Origin of the sequence: Thioalkalivibrio sp. ALMg9 (assembly GCF_000380625.1) — a bacterium.
Lineage (GTDB): Bacteria > Pseudomonadota > Gammaproteobacteria > Ectothiorhodospirales > Ectothiorhodospiraceae > Thioalkalivibrio > Thioalkalivibrio versutus.
The window spans coordinates 54,151-68,644 of record NZ_AQYC01000006.1; the positions used below are offsets into that span (position 1 = coordinate 54,151).

At 66.3% G+C, this 14,494-nt stretch carries 13 protein-coding genes; 5 read left to right on the plus strand and 8 right to left on the minus strand.

Going from position 1 to position 14,494, the window contains the following annotated elements; all coding sequences use genetic code 11:
• Positions 1 to 40: 40 nt before the first annotated feature.
• From F792_RS0102380 to zapD, 4 genes are read left to right on the plus strand one after another with little or no spacing between them, the layout of a single operon-like run.
• Positions 41 to 1,252: a type II secretion system F family protein gene (locus F792_RS0102380; protein ID WP_018144450.1), complete on the plus strand. Its 1,212-nt coding sequence runs from the start codon at positions 41 to 43 to the stop codon at positions 1,250 to 1,252.
• Between the two features lie 3 nt (positions 1,253 to 1,255).
• Positions 1,256 to 2,119: an A24 family peptidase gene (locus F792_RS0102385; protein ID WP_018168215.1), complete on the plus strand. Its 864-nt coding sequence runs from the start codon at positions 1,256 to 1,258 to the stop codon at positions 2,117 to 2,119.
• Between the two features lie 9 nt (positions 2,120 to 2,128).
• Positions 2,129 to 2,773 carry a dephospho-CoA kinase gene (coaE, locus tag F792_RS0102390; RefSeq protein WP_018168216.1) on the plus strand — a complete coding sequence of 215 codons (645 nt, stop codon included), beginning with the start codon at positions 2,129 to 2,131 and terminating at the stop codon, positions 2,771 to 2,773.
• A 59-nt stretch (positions 2,774 to 2,832) separates the two neighbouring features.
• On the plus strand, positions 2,833 to 3,603 hold the full coding sequence (gene zapD / locus F792_RS0102395; protein WP_018168217.1) for a cell division protein ZapD: 771 nt from the start codon (positions 2,833 to 2,835) through the stop codon (positions 3,601 to 3,603).
• Between the two features lie 32 nt (positions 3,604 to 3,635).
• Here zapD and F792_RS0102400 read toward each other — a convergent pair whose 3' ends face one another.
• The 4 genes from F792_RS0102400 to F792_RS0102415 form a co-directional block, all read right to left on the minus strand.
• On the minus strand, positions 3,636 to 4,610 hold the full coding sequence (locus F792_RS0102400; RefSeq protein WP_018168218.1) for a Nudix family hydrolase: 975 nt from the start codon (positions 4,608 to 4,610) through the stop codon (positions 3,636 to 3,638).
• Entirely contained in the window at positions 4,591 to 5,802 is a 1,212-nt protein-coding gene (gene argJ, locus F792_RS0102405; protein WP_018168219.1) for a bifunctional glutamate N-acetyltransferase/amino-acid acetyltransferase ArgJ, read from the minus strand. The genes F792_RS0102400 and argJ overlap by 20 nt, the downstream gene beginning before the upstream one ends.
• A gap of 15 nt (positions 5,803 to 5,817) precedes the next feature.
• Entirely contained in the window at positions 5,818 to 8,616 is a 2,799-nt protein-coding gene (gene secA, locus F792_RS0102410; protein WP_018168220.1) for a preprotein translocase subunit SecA, read from the minus strand.
• A 119-nt stretch (positions 8,617 to 8,735) separates the two neighbouring features.
• On the minus strand, positions 8,736 to 9,626 hold the full coding sequence (locus F792_RS0102415) for a M23 family metallopeptidase (protein WP_018168221.1): 891 nt from the start codon (positions 9,624 to 9,626) through the stop codon (positions 8,736 to 8,738).
• A gap of 45 nt (positions 9,627 to 9,671) precedes the next feature.
• On the opposite strand from F792_RS0102415, the gene F792_RS0102420 reads away from it, so the two are divergent.
• The gene (locus tag F792_RS0102420; protein ID WP_018168222.1) at positions 9,672 to 10,109 is read left to right on the plus strand and encodes a DciA family protein; all 438 of its coding nucleotides are present in this window, start codon (positions 9,672 to 9,674) and stop codon (positions 10,107 to 10,109) included.
• 36 nt (positions 10,110 to 10,145) lie between these two features.
• Here F792_RS0102420 and lpxC read toward each other — a convergent pair whose 3' ends face one another.
• The 4 genes from lpxC to F792_RS0102440 all read right to left on the minus strand — a co-directional run bounded on the left by lpxC (position 10,146) and on the right by F792_RS0102440 (position 14,430).
• Positions 10,146 to 11,066, minus strand: a complete 921-nt coding sequence (gene lpxC / locus F792_RS0102425; RefSeq protein ID WP_231362625.1) for a UDP-3-O-acyl-N-acetylglucosamine deacetylase — start codon at positions 11,064 to 11,066, stop codon at positions 10,146 to 10,148.
• A 124-nt stretch (positions 11,067 to 11,190) separates the two neighbouring features.
• Positions 11,191 to 12,348, minus strand: a complete 1,158-nt coding sequence (gene ftsZ, locus F792_RS0102430) for a cell division protein FtsZ (RefSeq protein WP_018144460.1) — start codon at positions 12,346 to 12,348, stop codon at positions 11,191 to 11,193.
• 100 nt (positions 12,349 to 12,448) lie between these two features.
• Positions 12,449 to 13,684 (minus strand): cell division protein FtsA, encoded by a 1,236-nt coding sequence (gene ftsA, locus F792_RS0102435; protein WP_018168223.1) that lies wholly within the window; start codon positions 13,682 to 13,684, stop codon positions 12,449 to 12,451.
• 23 nt (positions 13,685 to 13,707) lie between these two features.
• Positions 13,708 to 14,430 carry a cell division protein FtsQ/DivIB gene (locus F792_RS0102440; protein ID WP_018168224.1) on the minus strand — a complete coding sequence of 241 codons (723 nt, stop codon included), beginning with the start codon at positions 14,428 to 14,430 and terminating at the stop codon, positions 13,708 to 13,710.
• Positions 14,431 to 14,494 lie beyond the last annotated feature (64 nt).

Genomic DNA, 14,494 nt, shown 5'->3' on the forward strand with positions numbered 1-14,494 from the left:
CGCAACCGGCACGGGTCACCAGCTACAGGGGGACAGGGGGATGGCCGACTCCGGGACGATCTACACCTGGGAAGGACTGAACAAGAACGGCGCCCGGATCAAGGGCGAGACTCCGGCCGACAACGAGGCCACGGCCCGTGCCGAGCTGCGCAAGAATGGCATCAACGTCATCAAGATCCGCAAGAAGCCAAAGTCGCTTCTCTCCGGCGGAAAGAAGAAGGTCGTCCCCGCGGACATCGCCTACTTCCTGCGCCAGATGACCACGATGCTGGAGTCCGGCGTGCCACTGGTGCAGGCCTTCGAGATCGTCGGCCGCGGGAACGAGAAGCCCGCGATGCGCGATCTGGTCCTGAAACTGAAAGCAGACGTCGAGGGCGGCGAGACGTTTGCCCAGGCCCTGTCCAAGCACCCGAGACATTTCGACGACCTAGTCACCAATCTGGTCGAGGCCGGCGAGCAGGCGGGGACACTCGAGACCCTGCTGGACAAGGTCGCCACCTACAAGGAAAAGACCGAGGCCCTGAAGGGCAAGATCAAGAAGGCCCTGTTCTATCCGGCCGCGGTGGTCGTGGTGGCCATCGTGGTGACCGCGATCCTGCTGATCTACGTGGTCCCGCAGTTCGAGGCCCTGTTTACCGGCTTCGGTGCCGACCTCCCGGTATTCACCCGCATGGTGGTCGACCTCTCGGAGTTCACCCAGAGCTGGTGGTGGGCTATCCTCGGGGTCATGGTCGCCATCGGGTTCGTCTTCGTTCAGGCCCGGCGGCGGCTGCCACGCTTCGCCCGTTTCCTCGACATCATGGTCCTCAAGGCCCCGGCTTTTGGCCCGATCCTGCGCAAGGCCGCCATCGCCCGCTTTGCGCGAACGCTGTCGACCATGTTCTCCGCCGGGGTGCCGCTGGTGGATGCCCTGACCTCGGTCTCCGGCGCCACCGGCAACGCCGTCTACCGAGAAGCCACCCTGCGCATGCGCGACGAGACCGAGGCCGGCGGCCAATTGCAGTGGTCCATGCGCAATACCGCCGTGTTCCCCAACATGGTGGTGCAGATGGTCGCGATTGGCGAGGAATCCGGCTCGCTGGATTCGATGCTGTCGAAAGTCGCGGATTTCTACGAGGAAGAGGTCGACAACGCCGTGGACAGCCTGTCCAGCCTGCTGGAACCGCTGATCATGGTGGTCCTCGGCGTGCTGGTCGGCGGCCTGGTCATCGCCATGTACCTGCCCATCTTCCAGATGGGTCAGGTGATCTAGGGGATGCTGGCCGAGATCGGAGCCCAACTGGGCGGCTGGGCACTGCCGGTTGCCGGGGTGTTCGGGCTGCTGATCGGCAGCTTCCTGAACGTGGTGATCGCGCGCCTCCCGGTGATGCTGGAACGCGAGTGGGAGACCGAGGCGCGCGCGATCCTCGAGCACGAGCCGAACGACGAGCGCGTGCGATTCGACCTGATCCGCCCGCGCTCGCGCTGCCCGCAATGCCAGCGCCCGATCCGGGCGCTGGAAAATGTACCCATTCTCAGCTTCCTGTTCCTGCGCGGTCGCTGCCCCGGGTGTGGCACCCGCATCAGCTGGCAGTATCCCGCAGTGGAGGCACTCACCGCGCTGCTCTTCGTGGTAACGGTCTGGCACCTCGGGCCCGGTAGCGCCGGGCTGCTGGCGCTGGTCTTCACGGCCGTACTGATCGCCGCCTCCGGGATCGATGCCCGCACGACGCTACTCCCCGATCAGCTCACCCTGCCGCTGTTGTGGCTCGGACTGCTGGTCAACATCCCCGGTACCTTCACCGACCTGCAATCCGCCGTGATCGGTGCTGCGGCCGGTTACCTGACCTTGTGGTTGATCTTCCACGGCTTCCGCCTGCTGACCGGCAAGGAGGGCATGGGCTTCGGTGACTTCAAACTGCTGGCGGCGCTGGGCGCGTGGCTCGGCTGGCAGGCGCTGCCGGTCATCCTGCTACTGGCCTCACTGGTCGGCGCGGTGGTCGGGATCGCGCTGATCCTGCTGCGCGGGCGCGATCGCAACATCCCGATCCCGTTCGGACCCTTTCTCGCCGCCGCCGGGTGGCTCGCCCTGATCTGGGGCGACGAGCTACTGGCCCTCTACTTCCCGCAAGGGTTTTAGGCGGACGTCATGCTGCGGGTCGGACTCACCGGGGGGATCGGCTGCGGCAAGAGTCGCGTTGCAGGGCTCTTCGCCAGCCTCGGGGCACCGGTACTGGATGCCGACACCCTGAACCGCGAGCTCCAGACGCCGGGACACGATCTCTACGCGGCCATCGTGGCCCGCTTTGGCCCCGGCATACTCGATGCCCGTGGCCACTTGGACCGCGGCGCCTTGCGCACCCGGATCTTTGCCGACCCGGCCGAACGCCAGGCCCTGGAGGCACTGGTTCATCCGGCGGTGGAGGCCGCTATCGAACAACGCCTCGCCGCGCTACCAGAGACCACACCCTATGCCGTGATCGTGGTGCCCCTGCTGTTCGAGGCCGGCTGGGAGGCGCGTTTCGATCACGTCATCGTGGTCCATTGCGAGCCCAGCGAACAGATCGCACGCGTAACCCAGCGGGATGGCCGCAGCAGCGCCGAGGTAGAGGCCATCCTCGAGGTCCAGATGAACCCGGACGAGCGCCGCCGACGCGGGGACAGCGAGATCCTCAATACCGAACAGACGTCGGATGCCGAACTGGCGAACCAGGTAGCAGAACGCGACACTGCCCTGCGCGAGCTGGCCACCACCATCCGCTCGCGGGTGGAAAAACGCCCCCCGAATAGCTGATACTGCGGAAGTTCCTGGACCAGCATGCGCCTCCAGTCCTCCTGCCCAACGGGTCCGCCGTGAGCCAATCCCTGACCTTTGAACAACCGCTGCATGAACGTGTACGCCTCCTGCTGCGGCTGGAGGCCCTGAACGCACGCTTCGGGGATGCACTGGAGTCCGGGCGGGCCTTCGATCATCACGAGGCCCTGGTCTCGCTGGTGGACATCTATGCCCTGGTCACCCGGGTAGACATCAAGCGCGAACTGATGGGCGAGATCGAGCGCCAGACGGTCAACCTGACCCGACTGGCCAACCAGCCGGGCATCGATGCCGATCGCTTTCGCGAGACCATGGATGCACAGAAGCGATTGCACGATGCGCTGGAGGAACAGGCCGGCGCGCTCGATCACCGCGTCCGTGGCAGCGAGTTTTTCTCCAGCGTGCGCCAGCGCATGGCCCTGCCCGGCGGGGCCTTCGACTTCGACCTGCCGATCTACCACTACTGGCTGGCCCAGCCGAATCAGGCGCGCACCGAACTTCTGCTGGAATGGTTCCAACCGCTGAACACCGTGGCCGAGGCGACCGCCCAGGTACTGCGCTACATGCGCCACTCGGGCACCGCGGAGCCGGTGACGGCCGAGGACGGGTACTTCGAGCGCAATCTCGATACCGCCCACGCGTGGCAACTGATCCGGGTGACGGTAGACCCCGCGCTGGGGGTCTACCCGGAAATCAGCGGCGGGCGCCAGCGCTTTACTGTGCGTTTCTTCGCCCCCGGCGATTTCCGCGAACGCCCCGCACCGGCCCATGTCGACGTGCCGTTCCGGCTCTGCTGCTGCGCGATCTGAGGGAGGGCCGTGGGCGCCTGGGAGGCCCGGATTCAGCCCAGCAAGCCACGAATGGCCGCAATACCCTGCGCACCGGCCGCCCGCGCCCGGGGCAGGCTGACGGCAGACATCCCGCCGAGCGCATAGACCGGCAGCGCCGCACCCCGCACCCAGTCCGCGAAATGCCCCCAGCCCAGCGCCTCGGCACCGGGATGCGTCGCGGTCGCCTGCACCGGCCCCAGCACCACGAAATCCAGCCCCAGGGCCGCCGCCCGCTCGAGACCGGCACGGTCGTGAACCGAGGCGGCCACCCAGCCAGCGGACGCCGGACGCGCATCCAGCTCGCGCCAACGCCGCTCGGGCAGATGCAACCCCACCCGCGGAAAATCCGCCAGCCAATCCGGTGGCGCATTCGCCAGGACCGGGATGCCCAGGGCATCGGCGGGCCCTGTGATCGCCGCGAGAAAGTCGCAATAGTCGACCCGGCCCAAGTCCGGCGCACGCACCTGAACCATGTCAGCCTGGCCCGCACGCAGGGCCTCGGTTACTCGGCCGGCGATGGCAGCGGCCTGCGCGGCGTCGTCCGGTGACGGTGTGATCAGATAACGCTCGGGCAGGCGCAAGACGTTGAGCATCGCGCGATTCGCCGCCGGGAAATCCTCGGGGTCCAGGTCCACCGGGGCACGCCACTCCATAGGCTGGGCCTCGCGACCACGGGGCGCACCCGACCAAACCGTGACGCGGAACACATGCAGACGAACCGCGCGCTCCCCATAGTCGTGCTCGATCGTCAGGCACTGCACCGCCGAATCGACGCCAACGCCAAGCTCCTCGTCGAGTTCACGCTGCAGAGCCACCGCGGGGGATTCACGGCTCTCGACCTTGCCCCCGGGAAACTCCCACAGCCCGGCCAGGTGTTGCGCGTTCCTGCGACGCGTAACCAGCACGCGACCCTGGTTGTCGCGGATCAGTCCGATCGCGACCTCGACCGGAGGGGAAGACGCCGGCTCAGGACCGGTATTCGGCATTGATGCGCACGTACTCGTGGGAGAAGTCGCAGGTGTACTTGCGCGTCCGTGCGTCACCCCGGCCCAGGTCGATCCGGATGTGGATCTCCTCGGCGTCGAAGGCACGCTGGCCGTCGGCCTCGGCGTATTCCGGGGCACGCCCGCCGTCGCGGACAATCTCGACGTCATTCACACGGATCGCCACGCGCTCGATCTCCAGATCCGGCACCCCGGCGCGCCCCACGGCCGCGAGGATGCGGCCCCAATTGGGGTCGGAGGCGAACAGCGCAGTCTTGACCAGCGGGGACAGCGCGACGGTCTCGGCGACCTGCGCCGCCTCCTCACGCGACCGCGCACCCACCACCTCGACGGTCACGAACTTGGTGGCACCCTCGCCATCCCGGACGATCGCCTGGGCCAGCTCCAGGCAGACCGCGTCCAGAGCCGCGGCAAAGGCGACCCGATCGTCCGCTGTGACGAGCCCCGCCCCACTCGCGCCACTGGCCATCACCACCACGGCGTCGTTTGTGGAGGTATCCCCGTCCACGGTGATCGCGTTGAAGCTGTCGCGATTGGCCTCGCGCAGCAGACCGTCCAGCGCCTGCGCCTCGATGGCAAGGTCGGTCCCGATAAACGCCAGCATGGTCGCCATATCGGGGTGGATCATCCCCGAACCTTTGGCGATACCGGTCAGGGTCACCTCGCCCTGCGACAGTGCGACCCGACGGCTGACACCCTTGAGCACGGTGTCAGTGGTCATGATCGCGCGTCCCGCCTGCATCCAGGCATTGGGCGCCAGGCCCGCGTGCAGCACGGGCAGCGCCGCGATGATGCGTTCCACCGGCAGCGGCTCGCCAATCACCCCGGTGGAAAATGGCAGGACTGCCTCCGCCGGGTCGCCCGTAACCGCGGCCAGGGCCTCGCAGCAAGCGCGCGCGGCGGCGAGCCCGAGCTCGCCGGTCCCGGCATTGGCATTACCGGCGTTGATCAGCAGCCAGCGTGCCCCGCCCGCTGCCTGGTGCTCCGCGGCAACCACGACCGGCGCGGCGCGAAAGGCATTGTTGGTATAAAGCGCCGCAACGGTCGCGTCGGGGCCGGCATCGATCAACACCAGATCGTCGCGCCCGGGATAGCGAATCCCTGCCGCGACCGCGGCCACGCGAATCCCCGGTACCGGTTGCAGCGCCTCCGGGGCGTTCAATCCTACGGCCATGGGCTCAGTGTCTCCCTACAGCTTGCCGTGGCAATGCTTGAATTTCTTGCCCGAACCACACCAGCAGGGCTCGTTGCGGCCCAGCTTGGGCTCGTCGCGTCGGTAGGGGGCCTCGCCGCTCGCAACCGGTTCGCGCGGCTCGGCGTCACCTTCGGCTCCAGCCTTCAGGGGGCTGTCGGGGTTCTGGTGCTGGAACTGCAGATCATCCTCGGCGGGGGCCGCCTTCTTCGGCTGCAATGCCTCGACCTCCTCCGGTGAGCGCAATTGCATGCGCAGCAGGAACTTCACCACGTCGTGCTTGATGCGTTCCAGCAGGGACTGGAACATCGCGAAGGCTTCCTTCTTGTACTCCTGCTTCGGGTTGCGCTGGGCGTAGCCACGCAGGCCAATGCCCTGGCGCAGGTAGTCCATCGCCGCCAGGTGTTCCTTCCACTGGCTGTCCAGGACCTGCAGCATCACGTCGCGCTGCAGGCGGTTCATGGTCTCGTCACCCAGCTGCTCGCGCTTCCGGGTCAGCAGCGCGCGGGCATGCCCGATGATCCGCTCGCGCAACGGCTCCTCGTGCAGGTCGTCCTCGTCGTCCAGCCACTGCTGGACCGGAAGGTCGAGCCCGAACTCGCCGTTCAGGGCCTGCTGCAGGCCCTGGATGTCCCATTCGTCCTCGATCGATCCCGGCGGCATGTACGGGTTGATCAGGGCGTTGACCACATCCTCCACCAAGGTGTCGATGGTTTCGCTGATGTCCTCGGTGGTCAGCAATTCAGCACGCTGGTCGTAGATCACCCGGCGCTGATCATTGGCGACGTCGTCGTATTCCAGCAGCTGCTTGCGGATATCGAAGTTGTGCGCCTCGACCTTGCGCTGCGCATTCTCGATGGCGCGCGAGACCCAGGCGTTCTCGATCGCCTCGCCCTCCTTCATGCCCAGACGCTGCATCAGACTGCGCACACGCTCGGATGCAAACACCCGCATCAGGTTGTCTTCCAGCGACAGGAAGAAGCGGCTGGAGCCCGCGTCACCCTGGCGGCCGGAGCGCCCGCGCAACTGGTTGTCGATCCGTCGCGACTCATGGCGTTCGGAGCCAATGATGTGCAGACCACCGGCCTCGATCACCGTGTCATGACGGGCCTGCCAGTCGGCCCGGATTGCCTCCTGCTGGGCGCTGTCGTCCGGGTCGACTTCGGCCAGTTCGGCATCCAGCGCCCCCCCCAGCACGATATCGGTACCACGCCCGGCCATGTTGGTTGCCAGCGTCACCGCCTTCGGGCGACCCGCCTGGGCGATGATCGCGGCCTCGCGCTCGTGCTGCTTGGCGTTCAGCACCTCGAACGAGATCCCGGTCTTCTTCAGCGCTTCAGCCAGCCGCTCGGAACTCTCCACCGAGGCCGTCCCCACCAGGACCGGTTGACCGCGATCCACGCACCACTGGATCTCCTTGATGATGGCGGTGTACTTCTCCTCCTGGGTCAGGAAGACCAGGTCCTGCATGTCGTCGCGCACCAGCGGCTTGTTGCCGGGGATCACGACCACTTCCAGGCCATAGATGGTCTGGAACTCGTAGGCCTCGGTATCGGCCGTACCGGTCATGCCTGCGAGCTTCTCGTACAGGCGGAAATAGTTCTGGAAGGTGATCGACGCCAGCGTCTGGTTCTCGCGCTGGATCGGAACCCCTTCCTTGGCCTCGATCGCCTGGTGCAGTCCCTCCGACCAGCGCCGGCCACCCATGATGCGGCCGGTAAACTCGTCGATGATCTGGACCTTGTTGTCGCGCACCAGGTAGTCGACATCGCGGTGGAACAGCGCGTGGGCACGCAGGGCCGCATTCAGGTGATGCAGTACCGCGATGCTCGCAGAGTCGTACAGGGTCTGGTACTCCTCCAGCAAGCCGGCCTGGCGCAGGAGTTCCTCGGCCTTCTCGTGACCCTCCTCGCTGAGGAAGACCTGCTTGGCCTTCTCGTCGACGAAGTAGTCACCCTCGCTCTCTTCGTCTTCCTGACGGGTCAGCTGGGCCGGGATGGTGTTCAGCCGCTCGTAGAGCTCGGAGCTGTCGCCGCTGGGGCCGGAGATGATCAGCGGGGTCCGCGCCTCGTCGATGAGGATGGAGTCGACCTCGTCGACCACCGCAAAGTTGAGTGCGCGCTGCACGCGCTGATCGGCCGAGAAGGCCATGTTGTCGCGCAGATAGTCGAAGCCGAACTCGTTGTTCGTGCCATAGGTAATATCGGCGGCATAGGCCTCCCGCCGGGTCGCCGGACGCATCTGATCGAACCCGCCTTCTTCTGCGTGGTACTCCGGGTCAAAGAGATAGGAGGCGGAATCCACCCCCAGACCGCCGGAGCTATTCACCACTCCGACCGTCAGACCCAGTGCGTCGTACAGCCGCCCCATCCAGGCCGCATCGCGGCGGGCCAGGTAGTCGTTCACCGTCACCACATGCACGCCGTCGCCGGTCAATGCATTGAGATAGGCGGGCAGGGTCGCGACCAGGGTCTTGCCCTCACCCGTGCGCATCTCGGCGATGCGACCGTCGTTGAGAACCATACCGCCGATCAACTGGACGTCGAAGTGGCGCAGCCCCAGGACCTGGGCACTCATCGCGCGACAGACCGCGAAGGCCTCCGGCAGGAGCTTCTCCAGATTCTCGCCCTCGCCCAGGCGGCGCTGGAATTCCTGTGTCTTGTGACGCAGCTCGTCCTGCGACAACGCCTCGGTGGAGTCGGCCAGGGCATTGATGCGCTCGACCGCGCGGGTGTAGCGCTTGAGGATGCGATCGTTGCGACTACCGAAAATCTTCTGTACGAGCTGCTTGACCATGGGGATCCGAAAGGGTTGGCTGAAACCCGGCTAGGATAAACGATCCGTCAGGGAAACGCTGTGGCCAAGAGACGCGCAGCCGGTCATGCCCCTGCGGGGCCGAGAAGGACCGCGGAGGGTCAGTCCCGATCCTGGAGAAAATGATAGGGATTCAGGGCCTGGCCGGCGTCGACCACCTCGTAGTGCAGGTGGGTATCGGTCGCGCGACCGGTGCGCCCCATCTTCGCGATCACCTCGCCAGCCTCCACGCGCTGCCCGGGCTCGACCAGGATTTCCGCGTTGTGTGCGTAGCGCGTATTCAAGCCGCCGCCGTGCGCGATCTCGACGAGCTTGCCGTAGCTGCTCCGGCGGCCCGCGAATACGACCAGACCACCGCCCGCGGCGCGGATGTCCGAGCCTGGCCGCCCGGCAAAATCCATCCCCGAGTGGAAGCGGCGGTTCCCGGTGAACGGGTCTTCGCGATAACCAAACGCCGAGCTAATCCAGGCGTCATCCTCCACCGGGCGAAACTGCGGGGACAGCGCCTCGCGAGCCGCCTCCTGGCGTAGCTCGGAACCTACCGTCTCTACGGCGGCGCTGCGACGACCCAGAAGGTGTTCCAGCGCCAGCAAGCGGTCATGGATCTCCAGCGGAGAACCCGGTCCGTCCAGCAGCGGGCCGCCCTGGCCGCCAACTTCCGGCTCCAGTGCGGCCACGTCCAGCCCCAGGGAGTCGCCAACCGAGCGGAGGCGCAGATCCACCCGCGTCAGCTGGCGTTCCAGCGCGACCACACGGTCAACCAGGTAGTTCAAACCTTCACGTGCTGCCTCGCGTTCGGCCGTCTCCACCACGATCGGATCCAGCGTGTTTGCGACCGGGATCCTGACCACCTCGCGCTGGCTTTGCCCCGCCAGGTAGGCGGTCACAACCGCCGCCACCACCAGCAGCGCGAGCAGGGTGCCCGCCAGCGCCACGCCCCACAACGGAAGACGTGCACAAAGACCATCCGGACGTAGTACGATCAGCTGCATGCGATTCCTCTCACTCCTTCCGCCGCGGACTGCCGGAGTCCCTCGATGACGCCGCAGCGGATTACCCGCTTCATCGCCCGCGACTTTTCCGCGCACTCCAGCCGCGACCGCGGCGTGGAACGCGCCCTCGAGGGACTGGTCGGCAACGCCCTGCAGGCTGGCCGACTGGCGTTCACCCTGCGCGAAGACACCCTGGTCGCCATCTGCGCGAACCGCGGGCTGGCCACCGAACTGCGTTTCCAGCAGCGCGAACTGCTCAAGACCTTGCGTGCCGCGGGCTTCGAGGGCATCGAACAGATACGTATCCGGCTGACCAACACCCCACGCCCCCCCCAGCCCACCACGCGACTGGAGCGCCGCGAGATCCCGGACGCGGCCCGCCGCATCCTGGCCGATACCGCCAGCAGCATCCAGGACCCCGGGCTGGCCGGCGCCCTCGAACGCCTCGCCCGGGCGGCCAGGCCGTCACCGAAGCGCGACTGACCTACCTCACCCTGGAACATGTGTTCCAGGGTGAGGTCAGCCCGCTGGAGTCGGTGCCAGCTGACCGAAGGAGATCGGCAGGCGTTCGCTCGGGTCCTCGAAGGTCACCTTCTCCCAGGCGGTCTCGTCGGCCAGGAGCTGACGGATCAGCTGGTTGTTCAGCGCATGCCCGGACTTGTGGCCAGTGAACGCACCGATCAGGCTGTGACCGAGCAGGTACAGGTCCCCGACGACGTCGAGGATCTTGTGCTTGACCAGTTCGTTGTCGTAACGCAGCCCGTTTTCGTTGAGGATCTTGTAGTCATCGAGGACCACGGCGTTGTCCAGGCTGCCGCCCAGCGCCAGCTGATTCGCCCGCAGGGCCTCGATGTCGCGCATGAACCCGAAGGTCCGGGCACGCGAGACCTCCTTCACAAAGGAGGTGGACGAGAAGTCCAGCTCTGCGCGCTGGCTTCCGTCGGTAAACATCGGGTGTTCGAAATCGATACAGAAACCGACCTTGAACCCCTCGTAAGGATCAAAGCGCACCCACTTGTCGTCCTCGCGGACTTCCACGCTGCGCTTGACCCGAATGAATTCCTTGGGCGCGTCCTGCTCCTTCAGCCCGGCGGACTGCAGCAGAAACACGAAGGGACCGGCACTGCCGTCCATGATGGGCACCTCGGCGGCGCTCACATCGACATGCAGGTTGTCGATTCCCAATCCGGCAATGGCCGAGAGCAAATGCTCCACGGTCGAAACCCGGACGTCTCCATTGACCAGCGTGGTGGACAGCCGCGTGTCGCCGACATTGTCGGCACAGGCGCGAATCTCCACGGACGGATCAAGATCGCAGCGATGGAACACAATCCCGGTATTCACCGGAGCCGGACGCAGGGTCAGCACCACCTTTTCTCCGGTATGCAGTCCCACTCCGGTCGCCCGAATGCTGTTCTTGAGCGTTCTTTGCCTGATCAACGAATTGAGCCTCTCTCTTCCAGGAGAGCGCATAAGGGGAGCCCGGGCCCTCCCGGGCTCCTCATGCACACAACGATTACAGCATTATTGCAGGATTCCGCTCGCCCTGCATGTACAGCCGTTCTCAGTCGGCTTGTTTACGCAGGAAGGCCGGAATATCCAGCACATCAATGCCTTGCTGCTGATTGTAGTCGACCGCAAGGTTGTCACCGCCGCGCCGCTTGACGGTCGGCTGGTCGAGGTCGACTTCGACATCGGAGCCGACGGCCCTCTTCGGCTGGGCATCGACCACTCGCACCTGCGGCCGTTCGGACTGCGTCGCTGGCGCGCCAAGCCCCGTGGCCACCAGGGTCACCCGCAGCTCGTCGGTCATCTCGGGGTCGATGACCGTCCCAACCACGACATTGGCATCTTCCGAGGCCAGGGCCTTCACCGCCTCGCCGACTTCCTCGAACTCGCCGATCCCGACATCCATGCCACCGGTCACGTTCACCAGGATGCCGCGGGCACCGGAGATATCGATGTCCTCCAGCAAGGGGCTGGCGATCGCCGCTTCGGCGGCCTCGCGCGCACGATCCTCGCCGGTGCCGGTGCCGGTGCCCATCATCGCCATGCCCATCTCGCGCATCACATTGCGCACGTCGGCAAAGTCGACGTTGATCAGACCCGGACGGGTGATCAGCTCGGCGATGCCCTGCACCGCGCCGAACAGCACGTCGTTGGCAGCCTTGAAGGCATCCAGCAACGTGGTGTTCTTGCCCAGCACCGTCAGCAGCTTCTCGTTGGGGATGGTAATCAGGGAATCGACCTGTTCGGTCAGCGCCTTGATCCCGGACATCGCGACCTGCATGCGGCGCTTGCCCTCGAACGGGAACGGCTTGGTGACCACCGCGACCGTCAGGATGTTCATCTCCTTGGCGATCTGCGCCACCACCGGGGCGGCACCGGTACCCGTACCACCGCCCATGCCGGCGGTGATGAAGACCATGTCGGCGCCCTGCAACAGATCCTGGATGCGTTCACGGTCCTCCAGTGCAGCCTCGCGACCGACCGACGGATCCGCCCCGGCCCCCAGGCCCTTGGTGATGTCGCCGCCCAGTTGCAGCAGCGTCTTGGAATCCAGGCTCTTCAGAGCCTGGGCATCGGTGTTGGCACAGATGAAATCGACGCCTTCCAGCTGCGAGTTGACCATGTGCTGCACGGCGTTGCCGCCGCCGCCCCCAACGCCGACGACCTTGATCGTCGCGTTCTGGCTATAGGTGTCCATCAGTTCGAACGTCATGATTGCGTCCTCTCGTTGCGTGTGTAGTACATAAACTTCTGTTTACCTGCGTCATGGCCGGAGAGCGGTCCGGCCTCCTAAAATTCCGGGGCCCCGATCATCAGAACTGTCCGGAAAACCAGCGCTTCATGCGCGCCCATACGCCCTGGAACCCGCTGCTCACGGGCCGGGCCTCCTGCTCCGCGCGCGACTCGCGGGCGTAGAGCAACAGCCCCACCCCCGTCGCGTGGATCGGATTCTTCACAACATCCAGGAGCCCGGTGACGCGTTGCGGCACCCCCAGGCGTACGGGCATGTGAAAGACCTCTTCGGCGAGGTCCACCACACCTTCCATTCGGGACGAGCCACCGGTGAGCACCACTCCGGCGGCAATCATTTCTTCGGTGCCGCTGCGGCGCAGTTCCGCTTGCACCAGCTGCAACAATTCCTCGTAGCGAGGCTCGACCACGGAGGCGAGCGTCTGGCGCGACAACCTGCGTGCGGCACGATCGCCGACACCGGGCACCTCGATGCTCTCGCTCGGATCGGCCAGCGAGCGCAGCGCGCAGGCGTACTTGATCTTGAGTTCTTCGGCGTACTGGGTCGGGGTGCGTAGCGCGACCGCGATGTCGTTGGTGACCTGATCGCCGGCGATCGGGATGACTGCGGTGTGCATGATCGCGCCGTGGGCAAACACCGCGATGTCCGTGGTGCCACCGCCGACGTCCACCAGACACACGCCCAGGTCCTTCTCGTCCTCGCTCAGGACCGAGTAACTGGAGGCGAGCTGCTCGAGGATGATGTCGTCCACCCGCAGTCCGCAGCGCTCCACGCACTTGACGATGTTCTGCGCGGCGGAGACCGCCCCGGTCACCAGGTGCACCTTGGCCTCCAGCCGCACCCCGGACATCCCGATCGGCTCGCGGATGCCCTCCTGCTCGTCGATGATGTATTCCTGCGGCAGCACGTGGAGGATGCGCTGGTCGGCCGGGATGGCGATGGCGCGCGCGGCGTCGATCACCCGGTCCACGTCGCCAGCGACCACCTCGCCGTCCTTGATCGCGACCACCCCGGTGGAGTTGTAGCTCTTGATGTGCGAGCCGGCGATCCCGGTATACACCGAGTGGATCTCGCAACCGGCCATCAGCTCGGCCTCCTCCACCGCGCGCTGGATCGACTGGACGGTGGACTCGATGTTCACGACCACGCCCTTCTTCAACCCGCGCGAGGGCGAGGAACCGATGCCGATGATCTCGATCTCGCCTTCCTCGGTCAGCTCCCCGACCACCGCCTCGATCTTCGAGGTGCCGACGTCCAGGCCGACGATCAGACCGGGTTCCGACTTCTTTGCCATCATCTTTCTGCGTCCTGTCGTTCGTGTCATCGGGCGTTCCCCGCACCGTCTTCCGCCGCATCCGCCCAGGCCACGGCCAGCCCGTGGGGGTAACGCAGGTCGATCCGTTCCACCGGGGCCTCGCGATAGTCGCGAATCGCCGGGGCCGCGCGGACCAGTTGCCCCAGTCGTGCCAGATCGGCATCGCGCCCCATCAGCACGCGTACGCCGTCCGCCAGGTGGATGGTCCAGTCGTGGCGTTCTCCCTCTTCGAGACCGGCGACCTCGAGCCCGGCATCGGCCAGGCGTGCGGAGACCTCCAGGTAGCGATGCATCAGCACCACCTGGCGCCCGTCGGTCCCGGCGAGTGCCGGCAGGCCCTCCCAGTCATCCAGCGCCACCGGGCCAAACAGGCGCCCGTGGCGATCGACCAGATGGTCCTCGCCCCACTGCGCCACCGGCACCGGCTCGTGAATCTCCACCACCAGGGTGTCCGGCCACTGACGCCGCAGGCGCACCGCGTCCACCCACGGCTGTCCCTCAAGCGCAACGCGCAGGCGCTCGAGCTCGACACCGATGAAGCCCGGCGCATGGGTCCGGACCATCTCGTGCACCGCTGCGACATCCGCATGCTGCGGATTGCCGGTCACCTCGACATGCTCGATCGGCAACCAGGCATCCGGGTCGAACTGCAACCAGGCCAGCGCGCCCAGCACCAGCACCGCGGCCAGCCCCATGCCCGACATCAGGCGCAGCCCCGGGCCAGCCATCCGGCGCAGCGGCGACGGTCCCCGCGCCTGCGGGCGGCGCGCGGGTCGCGTTGTGCGGCGTGCG

Coding starts and splice junctions, on each gene's coding strand:
- F792_RS0102380 (WP_018144450.1), top strand. CDS start 41: ATGGCCGACTCCGGGACGATCTACACCTGGGAAGGACTGAACAAGAAC.
- F792_RS0102385 (WP_018168215.1), top strand. CDS start 1,256: ATGCTGGCCGAGATCGGAGCCCAACTGGGCGGCTGGGCACTGCCGGTT.
- coaE (WP_018168216.1), top strand. CDS start 2,129: ATGCTGCGGGTCGGACTCACCGGGGGGATCGGCTGCGGCAAGAGTCGC.
- F792_RS0102400 (WP_018168218.1), bottom strand. CDS start 4,610: ATGCCGAATACCGGTCCTGAGCCGGCGTCTTCCCCTCCGGTCGAGGTC.
- argJ (WP_018168219.1), bottom strand. CDS start 5,802: ATGGCCGTAGGATTGAACGCCCCGGAGGCGCTGCAACCGGTACCGGGG.
- secA (WP_018168220.1), bottom strand. CDS start 8,616: ATGGTCAAGCAGCTCGTACAGAAGATTTTCGGTAGTCGCAACGATCGC.
- F792_RS0102415 (WP_018168221.1), bottom strand. CDS start 9,626: ATGCAGCTGATCGTACTACGTCCGGATGGTCTTTGTGCACGTCTTCCG.
- F792_RS0102420 (WP_018168222.1), top strand. CDS start 9,672: ATGACGCCGCAGCGGATTACCCGCTTCATCGCCCGCGACTTTTCCGCG.
- ftsZ (WP_018144460.1), bottom strand. CDS start 12,348: ATGACGTTCGAACTGATGGACACCTATAGCCAGAACGCGACGATCAAG.
- ftsA (WP_018168223.1), bottom strand. CDS start 13,684: ATGATGGCAAAGAAGTCGGAACCCGGTCTGATCGTCGGCCTGGACGTC.
- F792_RS0102440 (WP_018168224.1), bottom strand. CDS start 14,430: ATGGCTGGCCCGGGGCTGCGCCTGATGTCGGGCATGGGGCTGGCCGCG.